This is a genomic window from Litoribrevibacter euphylliae (assembly GCF_042646085.1).
GTDB lineage: Bacteria > Pseudomonadota > Gammaproteobacteria > Pseudomonadales > Litoribrevibacteraceae > Litoribrevibacter > Litoribrevibacter euphylliae.
In genome coordinates, this window is record NZ_JBHRSZ010000006.1 from 295,985 (window position 1) to 322,961 (window position 26,977).

23 protein-coding genes are annotated in these 26,977 nt (G+C 45.0%); 15 read left to right on the forward strand and 8 right to left on the reverse strand.

Features of this window, described 5'->3' with window-relative positions:
• The first annotated feature begins 93 nt into the window (after positions 1–93).
• Positions 94–552: a DUF4442 domain-containing protein gene (locus tag ACFOEK_RS15320; RefSeq protein ID WP_386722330.1), complete on the forward strand. Its 459-nt coding sequence runs from the start codon at positions 94–96 to the stop codon at positions 550–552.
• Here the strand turns inward: ACFOEK_RS15320 and ACFOEK_RS15325 are convergent, their stop codons facing one another.
• Entirely contained in the window at positions 553–1,836 is a 1,284-nt protein-coding gene (locus ACFOEK_RS15325; protein WP_386722331.1) for an HD-GYP domain-containing protein, read from the reverse strand.
• Positions 1,837–2,047: 211 nt separating this feature from the next.
• On the reverse strand, positions 2,048–3,712 hold the full coding sequence (gene ettA, locus ACFOEK_RS15330) for an energy-dependent translational throttle protein EttA (RefSeq protein ID WP_386722332.1): 1,665 nt from the start codon (positions 3,710–3,712) through the stop codon (positions 2,048–2,050).
• Between the two features lie 323 nt (positions 3,713–4,035).
• Here ettA and ACFOEK_RS15335 point away from each other — a divergent pair, with 323 nt between their 5' ends.
• The 11 genes from ACFOEK_RS15335 to ACFOEK_RS15385 all read left to right on the forward strand — a co-directional run bounded on the left by ACFOEK_RS15335 (position 4,036) and on the right by ACFOEK_RS15385 (position 16,110).
• Entirely contained in the window at positions 4,036–7,500 is a 3,465-nt protein-coding gene (locus ACFOEK_RS15335; RefSeq protein WP_386722333.1) for a diguanylate cyclase domain-containing protein, read from the forward strand.
• A gap of 225 nt (positions 7,501–7,725) precedes the next feature.
• A complete protein-coding gene (glyA, locus tag ACFOEK_RS15340) occupies positions 7,726–8,988 on the forward strand; it encodes a serine hydroxymethyltransferase (protein WP_386722334.1) in 1,263 nt (420 codons plus the stop codon).
• A gap of 243 nt (positions 8,989–9,231) precedes the next feature.
• Entirely contained in the window at positions 9,232–9,702 is a 471-nt protein-coding gene (gene nrdR, locus ACFOEK_RS15345) for a transcriptional regulator NrdR (RefSeq protein ID WP_386722335.1), read from the forward strand.
• Entirely contained in the window at positions 9,699–10,847 is a 1,149-nt protein-coding gene (ribD, locus tag ACFOEK_RS15350; protein ID WP_386722336.1) for a bifunctional diaminohydroxyphosphoribosylaminopyrimidine deaminase/5-amino-6-(5-phosphoribosylamino)uracil reductase RibD, read from the forward strand. Before nrdR ends, ribD begins: the two co-directional genes overlap by 4 nt.
• 43 nt (positions 10,848–10,890) lie before the next feature.
• Positions 10,891–11,568, forward strand: coding sequence for a riboflavin synthase (locus ACFOEK_RS15355; protein WP_386722337.1), 678 nt, complete (start codon positions 10,891–10,893; stop codon positions 11,566–11,568).
• A 49-nt stretch (positions 11,569–11,617) separates the two neighbouring features.
• A complete protein-coding gene (gene ribBA / locus ACFOEK_RS15360) occupies positions 11,618–12,736 on the forward strand; it encodes a bifunctional 3,4-dihydroxy-2-butanone-4-phosphate synthase/GTP cyclohydrolase II (RefSeq protein WP_386722338.1) in 1,119 nt (372 codons plus the stop codon).
• Between the two features lie 123 nt (positions 12,737–12,859).
• Complete coding sequence (gene ribH, locus ACFOEK_RS15365; protein ID WP_386722339.1) at positions 12,860–13,333, forward strand: 6,7-dimethyl-8-ribityllumazine synthase; 474 nt, start codon at positions 12,860–12,862, stop codon at positions 13,331–13,333.
• A gap of 2 nt (positions 13,334–13,335) precedes the next feature.
• Entirely contained in the window at positions 13,336–13,869 is a 534-nt protein-coding gene (gene nusB, locus ACFOEK_RS15370) for a transcription antitermination factor NusB (RefSeq protein ID WP_449280225.1), read from the forward strand.
• A gap of 15 nt (positions 13,870–13,884) precedes the next feature.
• Positions 13,885–14,862, forward strand: coding sequence for a thiamine-phosphate kinase (thiL, locus tag ACFOEK_RS15375; protein WP_386722340.1), 978 nt, complete (start codon positions 13,885–13,887; stop codon positions 14,860–14,862).
• A 51-nt stretch (positions 14,863–14,913) separates the two neighbouring features.
• Positions 14,914–15,414 (forward strand): phosphatidylglycerophosphatase A family protein, encoded by a 501-nt coding sequence (locus tag ACFOEK_RS15380; RefSeq protein WP_386722341.1) that lies wholly within the window; start codon positions 14,914–14,916, stop codon positions 15,412–15,414.
• Between the two features lie 9 nt (positions 15,415–15,423).
• Positions 15,424–16,110 (forward strand): retropepsin-like aspartic protease family protein, encoded by a 687-nt coding sequence (locus ACFOEK_RS15385; RefSeq protein ID WP_386722342.1) that lies wholly within the window; start codon positions 15,424–15,426, stop codon positions 16,108–16,110.
• Between the two features lie 18 nt (positions 16,111–16,128).
• On the opposite strand, the gene dxs is transcribed toward ACFOEK_RS15385, so the two are convergent.
• The 3 genes from dxs to ACFOEK_RS15400 form a co-directional block, all read right to left on the reverse strand.
• The gene (gene dxs, locus ACFOEK_RS15390) at positions 16,129–18,057 is read right to left on the reverse strand and encodes a 1-deoxy-D-xylulose-5-phosphate synthase (RefSeq protein WP_386722343.1); all 1,929 of its coding nucleotides are present in this window, start codon (positions 18,055–18,057) and stop codon (positions 16,129–16,131) included.
• Between the two features lie 167 nt (positions 18,058–18,224).
• Positions 18,225–19,088: a polyprenyl synthetase family protein gene (locus tag ACFOEK_RS15395; protein WP_386722344.1), complete on the reverse strand. Its 864-nt coding sequence runs from the start codon at positions 19,086–19,088 to the stop codon at positions 18,225–18,227.
• Between the two features lie 53 nt (positions 19,089–19,141).
• Positions 19,142–19,378 (reverse strand): exodeoxyribonuclease VII small subunit, encoded by a 237-nt coding sequence (locus ACFOEK_RS15400; RefSeq protein WP_386722345.1) that lies wholly within the window; start codon positions 19,376–19,378, stop codon positions 19,142–19,144.
• A 218-nt stretch (positions 19,379–19,596) separates the two neighbouring features.
• Here ACFOEK_RS15400 and pomA point away from each other — a divergent pair, with 218 nt between their 5' ends.
• The 3 genes from pomA to ACFOEK_RS15415 all read left to right on the forward strand — a co-directional run bounded on the left by pomA (position 19,597) and on the right by ACFOEK_RS15415 (position 22,085).
• The gene (pomA, locus tag ACFOEK_RS15405) at positions 19,597–20,352 is read left to right on the forward strand and encodes a flagellar motor protein PomA (protein ID WP_386722346.1); all 756 of its coding nucleotides are present in this window, start codon (positions 19,597–19,599) and stop codon (positions 20,350–20,352) included.
• Between the two features lie 71 nt (positions 20,353–20,423).
• Positions 20,424–21,395 (forward strand): MotB family protein, encoded by a 972-nt coding sequence (locus ACFOEK_RS15410; protein ID WP_386722347.1) that lies wholly within the window; start codon positions 20,424–20,426, stop codon positions 21,393–21,395.
• Positions 21,396–21,446: 51 nt separating this feature from the next.
• Positions 21,447–22,085 carry a PilZ domain-containing protein gene (locus ACFOEK_RS15415; RefSeq protein WP_386722348.1) on the forward strand — a complete coding sequence of 213 codons (639 nt, stop codon included), beginning with the start codon at positions 21,447–21,449 and terminating at the stop codon, positions 22,083–22,085.
• Between the two features lie 12 nt (positions 22,086–22,097).
• Here ACFOEK_RS15415 and ACFOEK_RS15420 read toward each other — a convergent pair whose 3' ends face one another.
• The 3 genes from ACFOEK_RS15420 to ACFOEK_RS15430 form a co-directional block, all read right to left on the reverse strand.
• The gene (locus ACFOEK_RS15420; RefSeq protein WP_386722349.1) at positions 22,098–22,784 is read right to left on the reverse strand and encodes a replication protein P; all 687 of its coding nucleotides are present in this window, start codon (positions 22,782–22,784) and stop codon (positions 22,098–22,100) included.
• Complete coding sequence (locus tag ACFOEK_RS15425; protein ID WP_386722350.1) at positions 22,690–23,826, reverse strand: DnaT-like ssDNA-binding domain-containing protein; 1,137 nt, start codon at positions 23,824–23,826, stop codon at positions 22,690–22,692. The genes ACFOEK_RS15420 and ACFOEK_RS15425 overlap by 95 nt, the downstream gene beginning before the upstream one ends.
• 179 nt (positions 23,827–24,005) lie before the next feature.
• Positions 24,006–26,774 carry a response regulator gene (locus tag ACFOEK_RS15430; RefSeq protein WP_386722351.1) on the reverse strand — a complete coding sequence of 923 codons (2,769 nt, stop codon included), beginning with the start codon at positions 26,772–26,774 and terminating at the stop codon, positions 24,006–24,008.
• Between the last annotated feature and the right edge of the window lie 203 nt (positions 26,775–26,977).

Below are 26,977 nucleotides of genomic sequence, written 5' to 3' on the forward strand. Positions count from 1 at the left end.
TTCCTTCTTCTTATTCGTATATCACTTCCGTTAACATCATGTAAGCAATTTGGTAATATAGTTGATATATCAACTATATATTAAGGTGCACTCATGTTTCAAAAACTCGCAAAGAAACCAGCCTGGTTTCGTCGTTTTGTGAATGTATGGCCACCCTTTGTGGGCGCGGGTATCTCGTTAGAAAGCATTGCAGATGACTTTACTGAAGCGACGGTAGCTATGAGGCTCAAATTTACTAACACCAATTACGTTGGTGTGCATTATGGGGGGTCTTTGTACTCCATGTGCGATCCTTTCTACATGCTGTTACTGATGAATCGTATTGGTAAAGGCTATATTGTTTGGGATAAAGCGGCCGAGATTGAGTTTAAAAAGCCAGGTAAAGGTACGGTCAGAGCCCACTTTAAAGTGGACGATGCGATGCTGGACGATATTCGCCAGAACACGGCAAATGGTGAAAAGTATTTACCTGTTTACGATGTCGATGTTATCGACGAAGAAGGGGATGTGGTTGCTACGGTAAAGAAAACGCTTTACATCAAAAAGAAGTAATTAATTGTTCGGCTGCTTTTTGATGGCTTCCAGATAAAAGCCCATGTTTTCTTGAATGCCAAGATACTCATAAACTCTGGCCGGACATTCGTTGGGCTTAAGCACATCCACAACTTCGAGATTATCGTGATCAGCGAGATCGATTAATAAGGCCTGGTTTGGTGGTATGTCTGGGTTGTACAGCAAAACCTTGGGGTTAAGGATGGTACTTGGATCGACCGAAATAACTAGGGCAATGCTTTCATCACTTAACTGAACCACAGTGCCAGGAGGGTAAACGCCAAAGGTTTTGATGAAATGCTGGACAAGATCGATGTCCAGTTTTCCTTGATATTTCTTGAAGAGCGTAGCCATAGCGACTTTGGGAATTACTGCCTCTGCTGGGTCAGGATTATTGCAGAGGTTATCGTATATGTTGGCGATGGCGACGATCCGACATATCCTTGAAATATCGTTGCTTTGTAATTGGCTTGGAAAGCCGGAACCGTCGAGGAATTCATGATGATGTTTAATAACATGAAGTACTTCTGGTTCAACGTCAGGGATGCTTTCAGCGATACGTGCGCCCAAGGTGGTATGTGTTTCTAGTACCTTGAGTTCACTGCTGTTCTTTGGACCTTTCTTTAATAATACGGCCGCGGGAATGGCGACCTTACCAATGTCATGCAGTATTGCGCTGAGTCCGAGCAGTTTCAATTGATCCTTTGGTAGATCCAGTGCATTGCCGATGGTCAGTGAAAGCACGGTAACGTTTAGGGAGTGACAGTGATGTGAGTGATCGTCGCTGCTTAAGCTGACTAAGTTAATTAATATATCGGTATCGTCAGTAAAGCCTTCCAGCATATCGTCAATAACTTCACCTGCATCCTGAATGGCATTGGCAGGCGACTGTTTGAGGTCGTTGGTTAGATTCTTAACACGCTTTTGTTTTTCTCGGTATTGTTGGGCTACTTTTCGGCGGTTGATGCGAAAGGAATCCGCTTTTTTTAGAGCTTCTTGCTTCTGTTGCCACAGCTCATCGTTTGATGGTGCCTCTTCTGTGTCTTGTTCAAACTCACTAATTGAATCTAATGCTTCTGAAGCTTTTAGGCTTTCAGGATCACTTTTGTCAGGAAATAAAACCACTTCTTTAAGGCCAAGCTCCTTAATAGTTTGGATTTCATAATGGCTCTTGATGGTTAACTTGCGAAATAGGAATGGATGTTGTGACCAGCCTAACTGAATATCCACATACATTCCCACAGCAAGTTTATCGACACTGATGAGTGTTTTTTTTGCGGCCAAAGTACATCCCTGCTTTATTGTGGTTGAGAAATAAACGACTTGAGATACAAAGGGTTGTGCTATTAAGGAGTATAGACAGCTTGTGTTAAGAAGGGAGTTACAGAGTGTAAGTATTAGGGGGTTCTTACATTGAAAAGCGAAAATGATTATGTATGTAAAAAAGGGCTTCAGCAGTAATTGCATGAAGCCCTTGTATTGCTATGACTTAAGATTAGGCCAGCTTTTTATGGCGCACACGCTTAGGCTGTGCCGCAGCTTCACCGACGCGTTCTTTCAAGTCTTTTTCATATTCGGTGTAGTTGCCTTCGAAGAAGGTCACTTTGGATTCATCTTCGTAAGCAAGAATATGAGTCGCGATACGATCAAGGAACCAACGATCGTGCGAAATCACAATGGCACAACCAGGGAAGTCTAGTAAGGCCTCTTCCAGTGCTCGCAACGTCTCAACGTCGAGGTCGTTGGATGGTTCATCCAGAAGCAATACATTAGCGCCTTGCTTCAATGTATTCGCAAGATGCAAACGACCACGTTCACCACCAGACAGTTCACCAACGCGCTTCTGTTGATCAGATCCTTTGAAGTTAAAGCGACCGACATAAGAGCGGGATTGAACTTCGTAACCGTTGATGTTGATGATGTCAGAACCGCCAGAAAGTTCTTCCCAAACGGTTTTGGAATCGTCCAGGTTGGCACGGCTTTGATCAACAAATGCCATTTTCACGGTTTCACCCACTTCTATTTCACCGCTATCTGGCTGCTCAGAGCCCGTGATCATGCGGAACAGTGTGGATTTACCGGCACCGTTACCACCGATCACACCGACAATGGCGCCTTTGGGAATGCTGAAGGACAAGTCGTCAATCAAAATACGGTCGCCAAAGCCCTTGGTGACGTTTTTGAAATCCAGTACTTTGTCACCCAGGCGAGGCCCTGGTGGAATGTAGATTTCGTTGGTTTCACTGCGCTTCTGGAATTCTTGAGAATTCATTTCTTCAAAGCGAGCCATACGCGCCTTACTTTTAGACTGGCGGCCTTTTGCGTTCGAACGAACCCATTCCAATTCGTGCTTGATGGCTTTTTCACGAGCAGCTTGTTGTTTCTCTTCAGCCGCTAAACGCTCTTCTTTATTTTCCAGCCACGCAGAATAGTTACCTTCAAATGGAATACCGCGGCCACGATCTAATTCCAGAATCCAGCCTGCGGCGTTGTCCAGGAAGTAACGGTCGTGGGTAATGGCTACCACGGTGCCAGGGAATTCACACAAGAAATGCTCAAGCCAACCAACGGATTCTGCATCCAAGTGGTTGGTCGGTTCGTCGAGCAATAACATGTCTGGGCTTGATAGCAATAGGCGGCATAGCGCGACACGACGTTTTTCACCACCAGATAGATTCTTAACTTCAGCATCCCATTCCGGAAGACGAAGAGCATCAGCCGCCACTTCCAGTTTACGTTCCAGGTTGTGGGCATCAGACGCTTGAATGATGTTTTCCAGTTTGGCTTGCTCTGCTGCTAACGCATCAAAGTCTGCATCCGGGTCTGCATACGCGGCGTAGACTTCATCCAAACGTGCTTGCGCGTCTTTGATGGTGCTTAAGGCTTCTTCAACCACTTCGCGTACAGTCTTGGTTTCATCCAGTTCCGGTTCTTGCGGCAGATAGCCAACATTGATGTCAGGCATTGGGCGCGCTTCACCATCGAACTCGGTATCTACACCAGCCATGATACGAAGCAGTGTGGATTTACCCGCACCGTTTAGACCGAGTACACCGATTTTTGCACCAGGGAAAAAGGACAGAGAGATATCTTTGAGAATTTCGCGTTTTGGGGGAACGACCTTACTCACACGATTCATCGTATAGACGTATTGCGCCATAAAATTTAGACCTGACTATGTGAATTCTGAATTTGTATTGTTGAATACAGGATAGATTCGAAATTTGACTTCGTAGATAAATGACGAAATTTTTATCTACAGGTGGGTAATCATAATTCAACTGATTCGCACTTCAAGTCAAATAGGGCAAAAGAGTGTAGAAACTCTGGTGATATGGCCAAATCTACTATGGATTCCTTTTGGATATTGAGTTGGCCTGCGCGGATTGATGCTTTATTATACAGCTCAAAATGCTATTACTTGATAATAAGTGTTAACAATAATTCTAACTCTAAGTTATACGTATTCTTGTCGAGCAGCTTGTGCAGCAAACCACGTCTAAAAAGTTAACTTCCCATCAGGTTGCCGGTCGTTCGAAATCAGTGCCTGTCTATCCCGTCATTTTATTTGTTGTGGCGTTTTTCTATCTGCTCGGTGTTATGGCTTGGCAAGTGTGGAAGGATCACGGTTATCATCAAAATTTAATGTCTCGAATGATTAAAACGAGAGTGACGCTTCACAAGGATTATTTCGAAGGTCAGGTAGCGCCGATAGAGAGGCTTTTAGTTGACCATTATGATCGAGCGTTTGAAACTCAAAGTGATTTAGATGCCTTTTATCTTTTAGCTGCGGAAGCGACGCCATGGATTAAATCCGTTGCTCTGGTAGGGCTTCAGGGAGATGTCTTAAAGGAAACTGGCATTCCTTTAACTCAATCAGCAGGGGCTAACAAGACAGCCCAATTTGATTTTGATAATCACACGCCGATTACTGGTATTCGATTGTTAAATGCTGAAGATGGCTTTCTGTTTCATCGAAGAAAAGGCAATCAAGGGTATTTAGTGGCTGTGATTCAGTTGAAGTGGCTGAAACAGTTGCTATCCAAAAACGATAATCCGCATGCGAGCTATGAATTACTGGATATGAGAACGGGACAGAATGTCTGGCAAGATATTCTGCCGATATTGGCGCCTTCTGATAAAGAACGAATATGGTCCATCAAGCTGGGCGATAGTAAGCTTGAATTGACAGGTTTTATTAATCAGGCTCGTACCAAACAGTATTATTTCAGCTCAATGACACCATCCGGACTGGTTGCGTTTTTCTATCTTTTTGGCGGGATAGGTTTAATTTGGTATCTCAGCACAGCGCGCCGTCATAATAAAACGCTGCAACAGCAAAATCGTGAATTAGCCTTTCGTGGTGATCTTATTTTGTCGTCGATTTCCGATGCGGTGGTGGTGATCGGTCAGGATCAACAAGTACTTTTTGCGAATTCAACTTTCTATTCCTTATTGAAGCTTAAAAATAACCGACCGATTGCTGAAGAAATTGTCAGCCAAGAGAAATCTGAATTCTGGAATAACATTACTCAATGGAGCCAACGCTTATTGGATGGCGATTCGGTGTTTGTTGATGCAGCCTTATCTATTGATAGCCTTGCGGTATCTCGTTGGGTGGAACCATCGCATCAGATGCTCTCTTTGGAAGACAATAGCCAGGTTGTGGTGTGGATTTTAAAAGATGTTACTGAGCAACATCGTATCAATGAACAGTTAATTACCAGTCAGAATCATTATCGCTCTACCTTCGAAGGGGCGGGTGTTGCGTTGGCCATGGTTGACCTGAATGAATTGGGTGAATTGTTTAAATCTGGCGCACTAGATTCGAAAGAAGCTTTCTCTCGTTGGCGTGATCGTAATGCCTGGCAGTTCCGATCCATGATCGATGGCATATTGATTACCGAAGTAAATGAATCGGCTTGCCGAATGCTTGATACCATCGATGAAATGACGGCAGTGAAGCATTTAAAGAAGGCAATTTTTAACCCTGATAGTAGCATTTGGGCGGCCTTGTTAGCCTTGATCCTCGACACCAAAGAGCGCACCGAAAGTATCATTGATTTATCCAGTGTCACAGGCAAAGCCATTTCGGCGCAAATAGGAGTCAGTTTGGTTCAGCCGACGGAATCCGCAGATGATTCAAATGCCTCCTCGAAAGTTTCTGGAAATATTCTGCTAAGCCTCTTGGATGTCTCTGCGTTAAACCAAGCGAAAGTGAAGGCCGCCGAACGAGAGCAGTTTTGGCAACAAGTTGTCCATTCGGTGCCGGATATTGTCTATGTGAATGACTTTTCTACCCATACCAGCGTTTTCGTCAATCATGAAATCGGTTTGCGACTGGGCTATAGCCGAAGCGAGATTGAACAAATGGGTGATCGTTATTGGCAAAAGCTGTTGCACCCTGAAGATAAAATTTTATTGAAGAGTGAGTTGCCAAGGTTTCGAACCATGGAGAACGGTAAGGTCAATGAAACCGTACTGCGTTTGCAGCATAAGACTGGCAAATGGCACAGCTTCTTATTCCGTGATACGCCTTTTACTCGTGACGAAAACAATATGGTTAAGCGCTATATCGGTGTTGGGCGGGATATTACCGAGCTGTTGGAAGCCAGAACCAAAGTGGATAAGCATGAGCGGTATCTGGAAGTCTTGGCCGAGAATATTCGGGATTTGGTTTGGGTCATGGATCCGGAATTTCACTTTAAATACATCAGTCCTTCTATTAAACAAGTGTTGGGTTATGGACAAGAAGATGTACTGCATAAAGGTGCAAGAGCTTTTCTAGCGGAAGATCAATTTGCGCGTATCGAGCAAGAAATCGCTGAACCATTACGTGGCGTGATGTCTGGTGAAATTAATGCCGAAAGTTACCGCGAAGAAATCGGTGAGCACATTGTCGAAGTAATGGCGCTGCATCAGGACGGTCATTATGTGTCTCTGGAAGTCAAAGTTGGTTTGCTCTGGGATGAAGACAACAACTTTGAAGGCTTACTGGGCAGCTGTCGTGATGTAACTCGACGCAGGAAGAGTCAGGCGGAATTGAAACTGGCGGCTGAAGTATTTGAGAGCAGTAATGAAGCCATTCTGATCACTGACATGGACGGCGACATTGTTCGCAGTAACCGTGCGTTTAAAGTAGTGACTGGTTATGAAAATAAAGAAGTGGTCGGCAAGAATCTTTCTTTCATGTGTACCGAACAACAGACGGAGCAGTTTTACTCTACTTTGCTGGACAGTATTTCCCGTTCAGGATATTGGCAAGGGGAAGTGTGGCATCGAAAGAAAACTGGCGAACCTTTCCCAGCCTGGGTTGGGGTGTCTGCGATTACTAATGATGATGACTTTGTAGAAAGCTACATTGTGATCTTCTCGGACATGAGTGAACGTAAAGAAGCGGAAGAGCGCATTCATCGTTTGGCTTACTATGATCCCTTAACTGACTTGGCTAACCGAAGCTTATTCAAAGAACAACTCAGTTTAGAGATGCGTCATGCGGATGATAACCAAGGTGCCGTGGCACTTCTGTATCTCGATCTCGATAACTTCAAGCCGGTCAATGATACCTTAGGGCACGAAGCGGGTGATATCCTGCTTAAAGAAGTAGCGCAACGTCTGGTCAGTTGTGTGCGTTCTTCCGATACGGTAGCTCGAATGGGTGGAGACGAGTTTACCGTGATTCTGGGTGGACAATCTTCGCAAGAGGAAGCACGCTGTTTTGGTGAGCATGTTGCTGGTCAGGTTGTCTCTGCGTTACAGGAACCGGTTGAGATTCAAGGCGAAGATTTCTGTGTTACAGCAAGTGTAGGGATAGCGATCTATCCGGCGCATGCATCGGATGCCTCAGAATTATTACGTCATGCGGATCAGGCAATGTACCGAGCGAAAGCGAAGGGCCGAAATATTTATCAATTTTTCTCCATCGACGATCATGACGTGGTGAGTTAATGCGAATTAATGTTGGCTGAAATCTCCTATTTTTTGCACTAAGCATTTCCCTCATGATTTTCCTTCATGGATACATAGAAATTACTCAGTAGGCGCGCGTATTTTAATCGGTTATACTTCGCGCCAAATTTCAGTTCCACTCTTTTGTTAGCTGAAAACCGCTGGGAGCCCAGTAAAATAGCTGACTGAGTGGTCAACCTCACTTGATAGAATCAGAGGACGCCCATGTTTACTCGTGATATGAATATTGCTGATTTCGACCCAGATGTATGGTCTGCAATGGAAAGCGAACGTGTTCGCCAAGAAGAGCACATCGAGCTTATTGCATCTGAAAACTATACCAGTCCTCGTGTAATGGAAGCACAAGGTTCTCAGCTTACTAACAAGTACGCTGAAGGTTACCCAGGCAAGCGTTACTACGGCGGTTGTGAGTACGTGGACGTTGTTGAGCAATTGGCAATCGACCGTGCGAAAGAGTTGTTCGGTGCAGGTTACGCAAACGTTCAGCCACACTCTGGTTCTCAAGCAAACGCAGCGGTTTACATGTCTCTATGTAAGCCAGGCGACAAAGTTCTAGGTATGAGCCTTGCTCACGGCGGTCACTTGACTCACGGTGCAGCGGTTTCTTTCTCTGGTCGTATCTATGATGCAGTTCAGTACGGCCTGAACCCAGAAACGGGTGAGATTGATTACGACGAAGTAGAGCGTTTGGCTCTAGAGCACAAGCCAAAAATGATCGTTGCTGGTTTCTCTGCGTACTCTCGTGTAGTTGATTGGCAGCGTTTCCGTGATATCGCGGACAAAGTCGATGCGTATCTTTTCGTTGATATGGCGCACGTTGCAGGTTTGATTGCTGCTGGTGTCTACCCAAGCCCGGTTCCTTTTGCTGACGTTGTTACTACCACGACGCACAAAACATTGCGTGGTCCTCGCGGTGGTTTGATCCTTGCGAAAGAAGACGAGGAATTGAACAAAAAACTTAACTTTGCGGTATTCCCTGAGTCACAAGGTGGCCCATTGATGCACGTGATCGCGGCTAAAGCAGTATGCTTTAAAGAGGCGATGTCTGACGAGTACAAAGCGTATCAAGCGCAAGTAGTTAAGAACGCACAAGCAATGGCGAATGTATTCATTGAGCGTGGCATTAACGTAGTTTCTGGCGGTACTGATGATCACTTGTTCCTAGTTGATCTGATCGGTAAAGAGTACACTGGTAAAGATGCGGACGCTGCACTAGGTGAAGCGAACATCACAGTGAACAAGAATGCGGTTCCAAATGATCCTCGTTCACCGTTTGTTACGTCTGGTCTTCGTATTGGTACGCCTGCAATCACTAGCCGTGGTTTCGAAGAAGCAGAATCAGCTGAGCTTGCTGGCTGGATCTGTGATGTACTGGATGGCCTTGAGTCTGGTGATGCATCTGCTGCAATTGCAGAAGTAAAACAAAAAGTACTAAATATTTGTAAGCAGAAGCCTGTATACAAATAATCGTTTGGTCTGATTTGTTTCTATAAATGAATCCAGATTGAACCTGCAAACCGTGAGGTTTGCTGAAAAGCTTCGATACGAAGAAATTCGTATCGAAGCTTTTTGCGTTTTAGGCCAAGTGAAATTACAATAGCGGCGCTTTACTTAACTGTATTGCCCCAACAGTATCGATCCTATTGTTTTGGTTGGGTGTGTTTTAGCGAACAAGATCGATTCTTCAGCTCTTTAACTTCAGAGGTTCACATGTATTGTCCGTTTTGTGGCTACAAAGAAACCAAGGTAATTGATTCCCGTTTGATCAGTGACGGTGAACAGGTTCGACGTCGTCGCGAATGTCTGAAGTGTAATGAACGTTTTACTACCTATGAGGTAGCTGAACTCCTGATGCCGCGAGTGATTAAACAAGATGGTACTCGCGAGCCCTTCAATGAAGAAAAACTTCGAGCCGGAATTCAACGTGCGTTAGAAAAACGTCCGGTGAGTTTCGACGATATAGAATCTGCTATTCTCAAAATCAAACATCGACTGCGTGCAACTGGTGAACGTGAAATTCCGTCGTTGCTGGTGGGTGAAGCCGTGATGGAAGCGCTACGTCAACTCGATCAGGTTGCTTATGTGCGCTTCGCCTCTGTATATCGCAGTTTTCAGGACATTGATGAATTCCGTAAGGAAATCGACATGCTATCCAATGCGTCTTCGGAGCCAGTAAAGTGATCAATCCGGAAGCCATTAACATCGAAGACGAAAAGTGGATGTCTCAGGCCATAGAGCTGGCTAAAGAGGGCTTGTATACCACTCATCCTAATCCTCGTGTGGGGTGTGTCATTGTTAAAGATGATCATGTGGTTGGTCGGGGTTTTCACTTTCGAGCCGGTGAACCTCATGCAGAAGTTCATGCCCTACGTGATGCGGGCGAGAATGCTGTAGGTGCGACGGCCTATGTGACGTTGGAACCATGCAGCCACTTTGGACGTACTCCGCCATGTTGCGATGCCTTGATTAAGGCGGGAGTTTCTCGGGTTGTTGCGGCGATGAAAGACCCAAATCCGGAAGTGGCGGGGAGAGGATTACAGCGTATTGAAGACGCCGGCATTTCAGTTGTCTCCGGGATTCTGGAAGACGAAGCGCGAGATCTCAATCCTGGTTTCCTAAAACGCATGGAAACCGGTCTTCCTTATGTGCGGATTAAACAAGCGATGAGCTTGGATGGACGTACTGCGATGGCGTCCGGTGAAAGCAAATGGATTACGGGGGCGGAAGCTCGGTCAGATGTACAACGTCTGCGCGCAATGAGCGATGCCATTATCACGGGTGTAGAGTCGATTATTCACGATGACTCATCTTTAACCCTTCGTGCCGATGAGTTGGGATTAAAGAGCGATCTTGCAAAGGAAGTAGTCAAGCATCAGCCGTTACGACTTGTTCTTGATACGCAACTTCGCATTCCTGAGAGCGCTAAGATCTTAACCTTGCCGGGCGAGACAATAGTTGTGTGCTCTGATCAAGCCGATCAGGCAAAGAAAACTCAACTGGAAAAGGCAGGTGTTACTGTCTGGACTCAAATGACCGGCAAGCACATTCAGCTGGCTGCGTTATTAAAACAATTGGCTGAAGAACGCTCGATTAATGAAGTGCTGGTGGAAGCCGGGGCTCAATTATCTACAAGCTTCCTCGAAGAAAAACTTGTGGATGAGTGTTGGACCTATATTGCCCCTAAGCTCATGGGGGCGAATGCCCGACCGCTGACGACATTGCCATTGGAGAGCATGAATCAGGCGATTCCGTTAACTTTTGAAGAAGTGTCGCCAATGGGCGAAGACCTTCGGATTATCAGCAAACCAGCTCGTTCTTTAGGGTAGTTATTTAAGATGGCCATTTAGGACAGTTTTTAGGAAATAGTACGTGTTTACTGGAATTATTGAAGCTTTAGGTCAACTAAAGAAAAAAGTCGTCAAAGGTGGCGATGTCGCGGTAACGATTGCTGTAAAAAGTCTTGATATGTCTGACGTAAAGCTCGGTGACAGTATTGCCGTGAACGGCGTTTGTTTGACTGTGGTTGATTTTAACTCGGCTGAATTTACGGCTGATGTGTCGTTGGAATCTTTATCGTTGACTGGGCTGGATCAGCTTGCGCCAGGCGCGGAAGTGAATTTGGAAAAAGCGATGTTGCCGACCTCCCGTTTTGGAGGGCACATTGTTAGTGGTCATGTGGATGGGCAAGGTGAAATTGTTCAGTTAGAACCGTCTGCGCGTTCCGTCCGTATTGTAGTGAGACCAGACGCAGAATTGGCTCGTTACATCGCTAAGAAAGGGTCCATTACTCTGGATGGTTGCAGTCTCACTGTTAACGATCTTATTGGCGATGATTTTGTGTTGAATGTGATCCCACACACTCAACAAGAAACTATTATTAAGAACTACAAAGTGGGAGACAGGGTGAATCTTGAGGTTGATGTCGTCGCTCGTTATCTGGAGCGTCTGCTGACTCAAGGTTCTGATGATTCGGGAAGTCAGCCAAAAAGCAACATTAGCATGGGCTTTTTGGCGGAACATGGCTTCATAGGAAGAACAAAGCGATAAGTAGGAAGAACTCCTCTATCACGCATCCAACTGCTCAAAAGGCTAGAGAATGTCCCTAAATAGTATTGAAGAAATCATTGAAGATATTCGCCAGGGTAAAATGGTTATCCTGATGGATGATGAAGATCGTGAAAATGAAGGCGATATCATCGTTGCGGCGGAAAAAGTCACGCCTGAAATCGTGAACTTTATGGCCTCGAAAGCACGTGGTCTGATTTGCCTTACGTTAACCGGAGAGCGCTGCGATTTTCTAGGTTTGCCACCAATGGTGAGCGATAACAGCGCTCAATTCAGCACGCCGTTTACGGTATCGATTGAAGCCCGTGAAGGGGTAACCACCGGGATTTCAGCCGCGGATCGTTCGCATACCATTCGTGTTGCGGTTGATCCTGAATCACCTGCGGACGCAATTGTTCAGCCGGGTCATATTTTCCCGCTGCGTGCTCAACCGGGTGGTGTGTTGAGTCGTGCAGGTCACACCGAAGCCGGTTGTGATCTGGCTCGTTTGGCTGGTTTGACGCCTGCGGCTGCGATTGTTGAAATCATGAATGAAGATGGCACCATGGCGCGTCGTCCAGATCTTGAAGAGTTTGCTAAAGAGCATGATCTGAAAGTGGGTACGATCGCTGACTTGATTCACTATCGCATGATGAATGAGCACACTATTGAAGAGGTGCGTAAAGAAAACATTGATACTGAATTTGGTGACTTCACGTTGCATGAATTTAAAGATTCGATTCATGGTCATCGTCACCTGGCAATGACTCGCGGTGAGTGGAGCGAAGAAGACGCAGTGCCGGTTCGTGTGCATGTCCTTGATCCTATGCGCGATATTCTGCGTGCAACTCAGAAAGATCGTGTGTCCTGGTCTATTGATGCGGTGATGAAGTACATCGCTGAGCGAGATCAAGGTGTGATCGTGATGTTGGATATGGACGGACAGATGGACTTGGCTGGTAGCCTGGATAAGTTACTTTGTCCTCAAAAGCCGCATCGTACAGCTGGCCAAGGTGTTTCTGGTGCGTATCAAACCATCGGCACCGGTTCACAGATTCTGCGTCATCTGGGTATCCGTAAGATGGATGTAATGAGTTCTCCAATGAAGTTCAGTGCGTTATCTGGATTTGATCTGGAACTGGTGAACTTTATCGAACCGGACGCCGAGTAAAATATTATCGCCTGGGGATGATCCGCCTGGGTGATATTTGGATGATGTAGTTCAAACACATCATCCAAATAAGAGTTACGACTTATTCGACAGTTAAATAGTTAACATCAAATGGTAAAAAGCATGTCTCAAATTAAAGTTATTGAAGGTGATATGACACCAAACCAAGGTAAGTATGCGTTGGTTGTTGGGCGTTGGAATGCGTTCGTTGTTGAAAGCCTGGTTGAAGGCGCGGTTGATTCTTTGAAGCGTCACGGTGTATCAGAAGACGATATCACTATCATTCGTTGCCCGGGTGCAATGGAAATTCCGTTAACGGTTAAAAAAGTGGCGGAAACAGGTAAATACGATGCAATCATTACGCTAGGCGCGGTGATTCGTGGTGGTACACCACATTTCGAGTACGTGTCAGGTGAATGTACAAAAGGATTGGGTCAATTGGCATTGCAATACGGTATTCCTGTTGCATTTGGTGTGTTGACTGTGGATAGCATTGAGCAAGCGATTGAGCGTGCAGGTACCAAGGCCGGTAACAAAGGTGAAGAAGCGGCAATGAGCGCCTTCGAAATGGTTAGCTTATTAAAGCAGGTGAACTAAGCATGGCTAAAAGCGAAATGAACGAGCAAGGCAAAACCACTTCTCCTAAAGGTGGCTCAAAAGGTCCTCGGAAAGGGAAGCCGGGTGGTGGTCGCAAAGGGCCAGCTGCTGCGCGACATGAATCTCGCTGCCTGCTAGTACAGGCATTGTACCAATGGCACATGAACAAAGATTCAATCACGACCATTGAAGCGCAATTTTTAGTGGATAATGAATCGAAGAAATACGATAAACCGTATTTCTCTGAGCTATTACATGAGATCCCTAAAAAGCTGACTGAGTTGGATTCTGCGTATGTGCTGTTTCTGGATCGTACTGAAGATCAGGTCGATCCAATTGAACGTGCCATTTTGCGTATTGGTGCGTATGAGTTGATGCATCGTTTGGATGTGCCATACCGAGTTGTTATCAACGAAGCTATTGACCTGGCGAAAAACTTCGGCGGTGAAGACGGTCATAAATACGTGAATGGCGTATTGGATAAATTGGCTGGACGTGCGCGTATGGAAGAAAAGCAGCGCGGTCGAGCTAAGTAATCCATACAGTCTCTCATGGATGAATTCACGCTGATCAAAACGCTCTTCCAGCCACTCCAAGAATTAGGTAGAGAAGAGCAGGCATCCTCCTCATTTTTAAAGAAGATTGGGGATGATGCTGCGGTCTGGAAAGGTCAGGGTAACCTGGCCTTTTCTATTGATACTCTGGTGGAAGGCGTTCACTTCACACCGGATATTCCACCAGATGATCTTGGTTACCGCTGTTTGGCGGTGAATCTCAGTGATCTTGCTGCTATGTCAGCAACCCCTCTCTTTTATACGCTAGCAATTACACTGCCTAAGGTAGAGCAAGCGTGGTTGTCTGCATTCATTTCCGGCATGGAAAACTTAGCTCGAAAACATCAGATTTCGCTTGTGGGTGGTGATACCACCAAAGGCCCATTGACTATCACCATACAAGCGCACGGTTCTTGTCCTGATCCCGTGTATCGAGATGGCGCGAAGGTGGGGGATGATGTGTATGTGTCGGGTTCATTGGGCGATGCGGCGGCGGGTTTGAAGCTTTGGTTGGATCGTAACACTTTGACTCTCGACGAACATAAAAACTATTTGATTCAACGCTTTCACCGACCTACCCCAAGAGTGGAATTAGGTGATGCCTTGTCTGGCGTGGCTCATGCGATGTTGGATGTATCGGACGGGTTATTAGCTGATTTGACACACATTGCTGAGGCGAGTGATGTCTCCATTATGGTGGATGCTCATTTGTTGCCGTTGTCTGATGCTTTATTAAATAGCTTCGACAAACACCAGGCCGTTGAGTGGGCTCTGACAGGTGGCGATGATTATGAGTTAGCTTTTACTGCTCCGGTAGAGGCCTGCGACGCTGTACGATTTTTGTCCAGGATATTAAATATTCCGATCACTCGAGTCGGTTCTGTCGCGTCTTCAAATACTGAAGCCTCTGTTCAGGTAAAGAATGCTGTTATTGATGTGACGCGCTTAGGCTATAACCATTTTCAGAATGAATAAGCGCTTTTCAGAATAAGTAAAAAGAGATAGTTCAAATAAGGATATCTGTCTATGGGTGAGAAAATTTCGTTATCACCAAGCCAAATCATGAAAGATCCGGTTCATTTTTTTGCCTTTGGTTTAGGTTCCGGGTTGAGTCCGAAAGCGCCGGGCACCTTTGGTACCTTAATGGCATTGGTGATTTACTGGTTTATGTTGGCGGACATGAGCTTGTATTGGTACATAGCGGTCGTGGTTTCAAGCATTCCTTTGGGGATTTACCTATGTGGCGAAAGTGCGCGTCGTTTGGGTGTTCATGACTATGGCGGTATTGTTTGGGATGAGTTCTCAGGCTTGTGGATAACATTTATTTTTGCGCCGAAACACTGGTTGGTGGCTTTGATTGGTTTTGCTCTGTTCCGTTTTTTCGACATTATTAAACCTTGGCCAATTAAATGGGCAGATCAGAAAGTCGAGGGTGGTCTGGGTATTATGTTGGACGACATTCTGGCTGGATTGATGTCGTTGGTTGTGTTGCAATTGATTCTAGTCTCCGGTTGGTTGCCCCTATAAGGTGTTATTTTGCAAAAACTATGTGCTGTTGTTCTTCGGGTTAATGCTCTGATTCCAAAGTTACTTCGTTCTCGTTTGGCTGCTTTTTCTTTGCTGTTGATTTCCTCTGTGACGCTTGCAGAGACGAGTATTCATGTGGAAGGCCTGATGAATAATATGGCGGTGCTGAAGATTAATGGCTCTCAGAAGATTCTTCGTGTTGGTCAGACATCTGGAGGCGTTAAACTGATCAGTGCGGATGCCAAGCAGGCGGTAGTTCTGGTTGATGGGCAGAAAAAGGTTTTGGGCTTATCAGGCCATATCTCGGGGCAGTATCAGGCACCTAAAAAGGCGACGGTTAGTATTCAGCAGAACAACGGGCAATACCTTACTTCGGGCAGCATTAATGGCCGTCCAGTACGTTTCTTGGTTGATACGGGTGCAACTTCGATTTCTATGTCTATGGAGGAGGCTCAACGTTTGGGTATCCCTGTGGATCGCAGTAATCCTATTTATGTTGGTACTGCAGGTGGCCGAGTGATTGGTTATCCGGTGACGTTGGATCTTGTGAAGGTTGGGGCCTTAAAAGCCAGTTATGTACGATGTGTTGTATTAGAGTCTGGCTTTACGGGAGAAATTTTACTCGGTATGACCTTCTTACAGCATGTGAATATCAAGCACGAAAAAGGCTTCATGGTGTTAGAGCAGAATTTTTAACAGTCTGCTCTTAATGCATTAGCTTTGATTGGCAACCGCTGAAATATGCTGCTTTCCTTCATATGCTGTAAGCGCTTTGTTGATTGATGCCTCAATTCCTTCGGCATCCAAACCACATTCTTTTAGCATACTTTCCGGCTTTCCATGCTCAACATAGTAGTCTGGTAAACCAAGATTAATTATGTTGCCTGTCAAATACTGGCTGTTCAGAAATTCGTTCACTGCTGAACCTGCGCCCCCCATGATGGAGTTTTCTTCGACGGTAACCAGAAGATCATGATTAGCTCTAGCTTCTAGAATCGCAGCCTCGTCCAAGGGCTTAACGAAGCGCATATCGACTAAGGTGTAACCATTCTTTTCTGCAATTTTGCGAGAGGTTTCAACCATTGAACCGAACGCTAGGATGGCAACTTTCTTGCCGGTAAGCAGAGTCTCGCTCTTACCGATTTCAATCGGTGCCAAACTTTCGGATATTTCAACACCCGGGCCTGTGCCTCGTGGGTATCGAACAGCTGCCGGGCCTTCATAGAGGTAACCAGTACTCAGCATTTTACGAGTTTGATCTTCATTGGACGGTGCCATAATGACCATACCTGGAATGCATCGAAGGAAAGCAAGGTCAAAGCTACCTGCGTGCGTAGGTCCGTCTTCTCCAACCAAACCGGCGCGGTCAATGGCAAACAGAACATCCAAGTCCTGAATAGCCACATCATGAATTAATTGGTCGTAGGCACGTTGTAAAAACGTCGAATAGATCGCGACTACTGGTTTTAGGTTTTCACAGGCTAAGCCTGCAGCCAAAGTCACTGCGTGTTGCTCGGCAATGGCAACGTCATGATATCGATCAGGAAACTTTTCGCTGAACTTAATAAGATCAGAACCTTCGCGCATCGCCGGTGTGATACCGATTAAGCGCTGATCGTGTTCTGCCATGTCGCAAAGCCATTGACCAAAAATGTTGGAGTATTTTGGAAGGCTTGGTTTTGGTGTCTTAGAACTGCGCTCATTTTTATTTGGTAGCTTGTTAATGGCGTGGTAGCCGATCGGATCAGCTTCTGCTGGAGAGAAGCCTTTTCCTTTCTTGGTCACAATATGTAGAAACTGAGGGCCGGACAATGACTTCATATTAGCCAGTGTTTCCGTTAACAGTTCGATATTGTGACCGTCAATTGGACCAATATAGTTAAAACCGAGTTCTTCAAACATGGTGCCGGGTGTGGTCATGCCTTTTAGAAGATGCTCTTCGGTTTTTTTGGCTAATTCATAAACGGGCGGTAAATCGTGAAGGATCTTTTTGCTGTTATCACGCAAGTTATTGTAGGAGCGCGAGGAAAGCAGGCGAGCCAGATAATTTGAAAGCCCGCCGACGTTTTCTGAAATAGACATGTCGTTGTCGTTCAGAATAACCAACATGTCTGCGCCGCTGTCCCCCGCGTGGGTCATGGCTTCGAAAGCCATACCCGCGGTCATCGCACCATCACCAATAATGGCAACCGCTTTGCGATCTTCACCCTTGTGTTTCGCAGCCAACGCCATACCTAAGGCGGCACCAATCGAGGTACTTGAGTGGCCTACACCAAAGGTGTCGAATTCACTTTCCGAACGACGAGGAAATGCTGCTAATCCACCGGCTTGGCGAATACTGGTCATTTGTTCTCGACGACCGGTCAAAATTTTATGAGGGTAGGCTTGATGTCCTACGTCCCAGACTAATCTGTCTTCCGGCGTATTAAATACGTAGTGTAAGGCGATGCTTAGTTCAACCACGCCAAGACCTGCGCCAAAATGTCCACCCGATTGACCGACAGAGTACAGCAAATACTCTCTGAGCTCTTTTGCCAGTTGTGGCAAAGTGGCAGAGGACATTTGTCGCAATTGTTCTGGACGATCAATGCTATCCAGTAATGGTGTATCTGGACGGCTTTCAGGGATTTTATGGAAAATCATCTTGGATTGATTACCTAGTCAGGCCCGTAGGTTAGACGGCGCATTCTACTACAAAGCTGAAAAGCGACAAAGTAGCAATGTGCTAACTTCTGAGAAATCGACAGGACACATTTATTACTTCTCTTATAGGCCTGAGCAGAGAGGGACTTATTCAGAGGTTTCCTAGGTTAATGGTCACGATCAGCAACGAAGTGCGTTAATGAGATCAGCTGCTCTGAACAGTTAAGCTCAGCTTGGTTAAGCAGCGTTAATGCCTTCTCTTTCAGTTGACTGAGATAGGCTTGCGCACCATCCAATGTTAATAGTTTAGGGTAAGTCGCTTTATCGAGCTCGTGATCTGAGCCTTGTTGCTTTCCTAACACTTCTGTTGAACTGGTGATGTCGATGATGTCATCGGATACTTGAAAGGCGAGTCCCAGAGTCAGAGAGAAATCTTTCAGCGTGGTATGAATGGCCTTAGGTGCATCGGCTGCAATACAAGCCATCTCGGTACAGGCCGCAATCAGCGCACCTGTTTTTCTGTTATGAATAGCTTCCAGCTCCACTTGAGTCAGCTGTTTTCCTTCCGAATCAAGGTCGTGAGCTTGCCCACCCACCATACCGGCTGGGCCGGATGCTTTGGATAGTACCTGGATAATCCGGACTTTCTGCGAATCCGAGAGATTTTGTGAGTTCGCAATGATTTCGAAGGCCAGCGTTTGTAAAGCATCCCCAGCCAGAATTGCCGTGGCTTCATCAAACTTAATATGACAGGTTGGGTTGCCTCGACGAAGCTCATCATCATCCATAGCCGGTAAATCATCATGGATTAATGAGTAAGTATGGATGCACTCGATGGCGGCGGCGATATCGTCCCCTTTTTCTAAAGACACACCAAGCGCTTTGAGTGTCATATAGACCAAAGCAGGTCGGAAACGTTTTCCACCATTCGTGATGCTATACGACATAGCTGTGCGCAAATGGCTGATTTCAGGCTGTTGGGCCAAGTAGTGTGCTAGGGTCTGATTGCAGCGCTCGGCGGAGCTTTGCATTAAGGATCGGATATTCAAAGTGCTTTTATTCGTATCTTGAGGTGAGTGTCTGATTAATCGTTATTTAGTGACGCTGCATCAAATGGCTGTTCTGTTTCGCCTAATAATACAGTGACTTTCTGTTCAGCTTGATCCAAGGCGCTTTGGCAGGTTCGAGAAAGCTTGATTCCCTTTTCGAAGGTAGCCAGGGATTGGTCTAGACTGAGGTTGTCGTTCTCTAACGATTGAACCAGTTTTTCAAGCTCGTCGAGAGAGGCCTCAAAGTTGATGTCGTTCTTAATATCCGTCATAAAATATTCTGTATCAGTGGAAAGCTTGCGCTATTATCCTAGTATTCTTAGAGTGACTCAAGCAACCTATAAAAATGAAAAACAACCTTAAGTTTTTAATAAACGAGTCGATATAAGTTCATGATGTTGATGGAAAACTCTAGTACACTGCTATTAAGTTTGGTGGAGCTTTCTGTTATTTTGCATTCTGTTTGCCCCAGTCAATAAAGAGGGATCTTGTGGATTTAGCAACACTAGTCGGAATAATTGGTGCTTTTGCAATCGTTATTGCTGCCATGGTTCTTGGTGGCGCGCCTCATATGTTCTTGAACGTGCCATCGCTTCTGATTGTAGTGGGTGGAACCCTTTTTGCCGTCTTGATGAAGTATGAATTAGGGCAATTTCTGGCAGCAGGTAAAATTGCCGTTAAAGCGTTTATGTTCAAACTACAATCTCCTGAAGATTTGATCTCCGAAGTTGTGGATATGGCTGCGGAGGCCCGTAAAGGTGGCTTGCTTTCTTTAGAGGGTAAAGAATCTGAAAACAAGTTTTTAATGAATGGTATTCAGTTGTTAGTAGATGGTCATGACCCAGAAGTGGTCAGAACTCTGTTAACCAAAGAAATGAATTTAGCGGTTGAGCGTCATGATGCTGGCTCTAGTATCTTCTCCCAGTTAGGGGAAGTGGCTCCTGCAATGGGGATGATTGGTACTTTGATTGGTTTGGTTGCAATGTTGGCAAACATGGATGATCCGAAATCCATTGGTCCTGCGATGGCGGTTGCACTATTAACGACTTTATATGGCGCAATGATTGCGAATATGTTTGCACAACCCGTCGCGGATAAGCTTAATCTACGCGCTGGACAGGAAGCCATGTCAAAACGCATGGTGATTGACGCTTTGTTGGCGATTCAGGCTGGACAAAATCCAAAGGTGATTGAGTCAATGCTGCGCACATACTTGGCTGAAGGTAAACGCCCACCAGAAATTTAATTCCAGTAGGTTGATGTCGTTTTCAACCTAAGCATTACTGGATAGGAACTAATCTATGAGCGACTTCCTGGATGAGTGACGAAGAACCGAAGAAAAAAGAGAAAGCAGGGACGCCCGCATGGGTGATGACCTTTGCCGACTTGATGTCGCTGCTGATGTGCTTTTTCGTACTTCTGCTCTCCTTTGCTGAGATTGATGCCATTCGGTTCAAACGATTAGCGGGTTCTTTAATGAATGCTTTTGGTGTTCAGAACGTTAAGAACTTGGCTGAGATTCCTAAAGGGACAAGTATTATCGCACAGGAGTTTAGTCCTGGTCGTCCCGACCCCACCCCTTTGAACGTTATTTATCAAGATACTTCTGATACCACGAAAGAGAGTCTTGATGTGGAATGTCAGGACCCAGAAGCTCAGAACATTGCCACTGAAGATACTCAGCGATTACGTGAAGATCGTAAAGTGAAGGATGAGGCGGAAGCAGCAAAAGCCGATGCCGAAAAAGATGCCATTGAAATTGCTACTCACATGCAAGAAGAAGTGGGTAAAGGGTCTATCCAAGTAGAGACGAAAGATCGTCGTATTGTGATCCGAATCCAAGAAAATGGGTCGTTTAAATCTGGTTCCGCGGTACTGGATGATAAATTCTTCCCTGTCTTGGCGAAGTTAAAAGATATGCTTTTGATGGTTGAGGGAACATTGAGCTTTGAAGGGCATTCGGATGATGTTGGTTTGCCAAGTGCAAGTTCGTTTTCCAATAACTACGAATTGTCTTCCGCGCGGGCTCAAGCGTTGGCAAACGAGCTGTTGGCATTTAAAGAGTTTCAGCGCAAGCGTTTCAAAGTTGTTGGCTGGGGTTCAACGAAACCTATTGCTGACAATGAGACGCCAGAGGGGCGTCAGCTGAATCGTCGTGTTGAAATTGTGATAGTGAAAGACGACCCTTATCAAGAACATGTCGATCAAATCGAAACCTTTGATCCTTATCAAGATGGCTTTGATCCGACAGATGAGCTGTACGAATTGTCGCCAGAAGAGATTTTCTAGATTACTATAGATAAGTAGTCACACAATAATAATAAAAATGTAAGAGGATTTATGGGACAGACAGCTCCGAATGATGGCGGTGTTGACCGTCGTAGGTTTTTTAGAATTGCTGATACTGTGAGTTTAAGGTATCGAGCACTCTCTTTGACTGAAGAAAAGCTTTGGCTTGAAGGGGATCTCAATATTGAGCCTGATCCGGATATTCGAGCTTTAGATGCTGAAATATCTTCAGAAATTACTCGTCTCAAACAAACATCATCAGAGTTGTCTGCTTTGGCGGATTTACTTAATCAAAAGCTGAATTTTTTTGCTGATTCTGTGGCAGCCCACTTGGATGCCGGTTTTCATCAAAAATATCGTACCGTGAACGTAAGCTTAAGCGCTTGCGGAGTCGGGTTTCCTTCTGTTGAGCCTTTGTCACCAGATACCATTGTATTGGTCGATATGCTGTTAACCTCAGATCATCGCCGAGTCTTAGTAACCGGACGGGTGATTGATAGTGATGAGCTGTCAATTCCTGGGCCTCAAGGCGCCAAGTATATGGTGCGTATTAACTTTGAACGTGTAAATGAACGCTTAAGTGAAGAGTTAATTCAGTACGTATTACAACAACAGCGCCGAATTTTGGCTGCTCAACGGATTGCTCAGGAAGAAAAGGAACTGATAGCTCTCAGACCAAAAGAGGCTTAATAGCGAAGCTCTTTATAAGCCTGTTTTTTTTCTGAGCGCTTCAAGATGTTGTATCTGCTCTTCTTTCGGTAGTGGAATACTTTCAAGCTTGGGTGTTTCTTCATTTACGATGATTTTTAACGACTCCCCATTGCGAACTTTGGTACATAGTTGCTCGTAGTTTCGTTTAAAAATCGGCAGTACTTTCGGTTCAGGCTCTCTTTGTAGTAAGAACCAGCCTGTAGCTCTGCCTGCCCAGTACACGGCTGGGTGGCTCCAACTGTATCTTTCTTTTGGGCTGGAGGCGCGGCACGCTTCTACATACGCGGAATAATCATCAGGTAGTCCGTACTCAGATAAGTCATGCTCACACATCTGTACAATTTCAGGCAGTGATGGCATGAACTTATTGGTTTGAATGGCTTGATCTGTGGCTCGTTTGATCTGCTCTGGCTTGAATCGAGCAAGCTGCATTGCCCAGAGTCGTTTCGCGCTTTTCAAACTGTCGAGATCACCAAATGCTCGTTTGAATTGATTATGGTAAGCCAACTCAAAGGCGCCAAACAAATAAGTGATGGCTGCTACCATGTCAGCTGTTGGAGGTTGTTGTGAACCCTGTTTGTTTTCAGAGTTCGTCTGCCCAGCTGGTGTCCTGATGTCGTTGGATGAAGGATTGATTTGTTGAGTGACCGGATTGATGATTTCCTGAACCTTTTTCATGTCCCACCGATTGACCAATATTTTCCAACTGATGACGTTTAGCCCAACTCCATTTTAGGTGTTGAACGAACTTAGTATTCCACGATGTGGATGTTTGATTTGTATCTGACCAATATAACACAAAAGGCTTAACCTGCTCTTGGGCAAATTGACCGTCAATCTGCGCCATGCGCGCGATTTCATAACACTCTTGACTGGGTTGCCAGTTTTTAGGAATTCGTGTCGGATTGGTTGAGTGCTCAATTGTTGAACAGAATTTCTGCCACTGATGACGTATGTGGCTTACGAACTTATTGTTCCAGGTGATTTCAGCACTTCCTCGTTCTATCCAATACAGTAAAAACTCGGCAACACTGTCTTTGATGAATTCTGGGTCAATACCGTCTCGGACCAGAATATCCATGGCATCCTGACTCGGGTGCCAATCTTTGGTAATTGGCGCTGGGATTTTATTGCTTGCGACTTTGGTTTCATGTTCCATCCAGAGCTTGCGTACCCGCTCCTGGAATTTCGCACCCCAGCTGATGGCGTGCTTGCCACTGTCTCGCCAATAAGTGACAAACTCAGGAACAGCTTCTTGTATAAAATTTTCGGGAATGCCTAGACGAGTTAATTGTTGTAGTACATGTGGGTCTGGATGCCATTGGTCTGGCATTGGCCCAGAACGGCTAAATGCAGCATTCTGATTTTGGGTGTTCTTACCATGAGCATTTGTGCTTCGTGGAACGGATTCAACAATTGGCAGCCCTTGCGGTCGAGGAGAAGTTTTTATCAAACGATATAAACACTTGGGCGTAAGAGTATTCCCTGTTTGATGAATTTCAAGCAGGTTTTGAATACGTAACTGATTTAATGCGCGATGGATATTTTCTAATGTCCAAAACGGTAGCTTTGCTTGCCATTCTTCATCGCTGATGGCAACCCAGCCATTTTTATTTTGGCGAAACTCCTGAAATTGTTTCATTACGGAATAGGCGATTGCTTGGTCTAGACCATGACTACGAGCTAGGTCGGCTGAAAAATGAATGAGATGGTCGCCCATTGGAATACTGCTGCCTGTTATACAAAGAGTGTTCAGAAAATAAGAGTGAAGACGTGTGTAGATAGAATTTAGTCTAAGGGCTAATGGTAATTCATTTGAGATAATTTGGGGAGGGACTTCCTGCATGTAAGCGATAGGAAGAACCCTCACCATGTTTTTATGACGTAAAAAGCGGGGTCTTACTCTGTGTGTTCTTCCACAACTGAAATTACGGGAGCCCAATCTTTAAGCTTGCTTCTCAGTGTGCTTAGTTCGATGGGCTTTTCTATGTAATCATTCATGCCGCAGTCCATACACATGGCTTTTTGTTGAGGCATGACGTGCGCAGACAGCGCAATAATAGGGACTTCTACTTTTTTGTGTCGTTTTTCCCAGTCGCGAATGGCTTGGGTGGCTTCAAATCCATCCATGATGGGCATTTCACAGTCCATTAAGACGATATTGAAGTCACCGCTTCGGAAAGCTTCGTATGCCTGTTCACCATTATTAGTGACTTCATAACTGACGCCAACTTTTCTTAGCATTCCGCAGATGACTTTTGTGGATACTTGGTTGTCTTCTGCGATGAGCACTTTTAGGGTTTTATGTCGATTTAAATCTTCTAGATGTGACAATTCAGCCGGCATATTCGAATGCGTGATGTGCCCTAAGCCTTTGAGAATGACTTGTTTGAGGGCGCTCCCGGAAACCGGCTTGGTTAGAATATGACGAATGCCTGCGTTTTTTACCGTCGCGTTGTTTGGTGTGAAATTCAGGCCGGTTAGCATGATAACCAGAACATCATTGGTGATCAGGTTGTCTTCTTTGATTTTAGCTGCCAATTCAATACCGTTCATAATTGGCATTTTATAGTCGAGAATAACGACATCAATTTTTTCTTCGAGACTGGCTTTATTTCTAAGAATGGCCAGTGCTTCAGGGCCGCCGTGAGCAATAGATGTCTCCATCCCCCAAGAGTGTGCATGGTGAGCAATAACTTTGGTAATTGACACATTATCATCTACCGCGAGTAAGTGAAGCCCTTCGAGCACTGAGTCATCAAATTCATCTTCGGCTTCCAGCTCACTGGCAGGCATGGTGGCGCTAAACCAAATGACGTTGCCTTTACCAAATTCAGACGCCATATTGAGCTCACCTCCCATGAGATGGATAAGCTCTTGGATCATGCTGAGATTTAAACTGAGATCCGATGTCTTGAGATTGGTTTTACTTTGCTGATAGGCATCAAAAAGACTTCCGTTTTGATTCTTTTTAAAACCAATACCTGTGTCCCTGATTTGAAACCTGAGTTGATCGGGTTTCTTTCCTGGTTCAACGCTGACAATGATTTCGCCATGTTCTATCAAGTTAAATAGGTGGCTGATCAGGCCGTGGAGGATTTGGCGAAGTCGCTCATTATCACCACGAACCATTTGAGGAATGTCGTTTGAGATGTCCGTAATGAGCTCGATTTGCTTTTGTTCTGCTTCTCTGGAAAAGTCAGTCAAACACTGAACAACGACGCTTTGTAAATCGAAGGTTCGTTCTACCAAAGAAAGTTCGCCTGATTCAATACGAGTGTAGTCAATCACATCGTTGATCATTGTCATTAAACGTTCGCCTGATTCCTGAATGGTCGCAATGTATTCGCGCTGGTTATTGCTTAGTGGAGTGTCGAAGAGTAGCTCTGTCATCCCAACTACACCATTCAGAGGGGTACGCATTTCATGGCTAAACTGGGCTAGGAATGAGTTCTTGGCTGTAATTAGTTCTCTTCGAACCTTGTTCTCACGGTACTGACGATTACTACTTTGAGCGTGAATAAACAGAAGTTTTCCAATGCCAGTTGTGACAAACATACTAAGAATGACCAAAGTAAGGCTGTCTTCAAATCCCAGTGTTAAAATATCTGGTGTAATGCCAAGGGTATGAATGGCGTTTGCTGTCAATAGAATGCTTGCCAATAGACTGCTAAATATCAGGTTTGTGGCTATATGGTTGCGTCTTGTTAGCTGCTGAATCCCCAAAACACTCATTGCTAAACATGCAATAAGGGTGGGGGTTATGATGGTCGTTACATGATTTGCATATAGTTGGTAGGAAGTGATCATTAGAACTAATGAAAAAGGTATAGCTATGAGAAGGGTGCGTTTAATTAATTTTTGAAGATCGCACAAATACAGTGTCAGGCTAATGTATGAGAAGAAGGCCAGTCCGAAACTAAAATAAAATAACGCAAGGTTCTGTGGGAGGGTTAAGCCGAAAAACGTAGTGCTTAAACCTGTATACGATGTATAGAAGAGTCCTATTAGAGATATAACGGTAGCACCAGCTAATGGAGACTTATTGCCGCTGGTTCTATATAAGTAGAGTAAAGTCGTAACCAAGGTAAGCAGTATTCCTGCGAACACCCCTTGAAGCCAATTGCTCTTAAGTATGTCTTGTTGATAATCGTCTTTGTTTAAAAAGAGCAGTTCAATTCTTTGGTCGGATACAGGAACCAGTCGAATTAAGTTAAGGGTTGCTGTTTCTTCTGGGACTTTTATTCGGACATAGGTTGCGTCATGGCCTCTGAAGGTATTTCCTGTTGTATTGTAGAAGACGGGTGCTCTGTCAGGGTGCTTACTTTCAATTGCCTGGTATACGCGGGTGTCTGCTAATTTTAGATCCCTTACTTTTATATAGTTAACTTGCTCTTTACGTGTAGGGTTGACTAATGAGAGCTTTAACCAGTAAGAACCCCTTTTGTTGGATAAATTGATAAAGGGGGTGTGATTAGGAGTGAATTCATTAAGGACTTTTGCCGAAGAAAAGTCATCAAGAGTCAGTTGATTGTCGGGGTCTAATATGATCGAAATTTCAGCGGTAAGGTCGGTGCCTGATTCCAAACTGCTGATATCAATTTTGCTTCCTGCGAGTGCGTGCAGTGATAAGAAACAAAGTAGCGCACCTATTAAGAATCGTTTCATTCTTTTGTCCCGAAAATTTTTCTATGAAATCTAACACGACTTACCTTTTGTCGCAGCGATTTCAAACACTTTATTGGAGTAACTATAATGAGTTTTGGGAACTTCAAAAATTAATTTAATAAAAAATGAAAAAAGTACTTGCGCTGCGAATTAATCTCCCTATAATGCGCTCCACGTTCTGAGGGGGACACGCCGAAGAGACA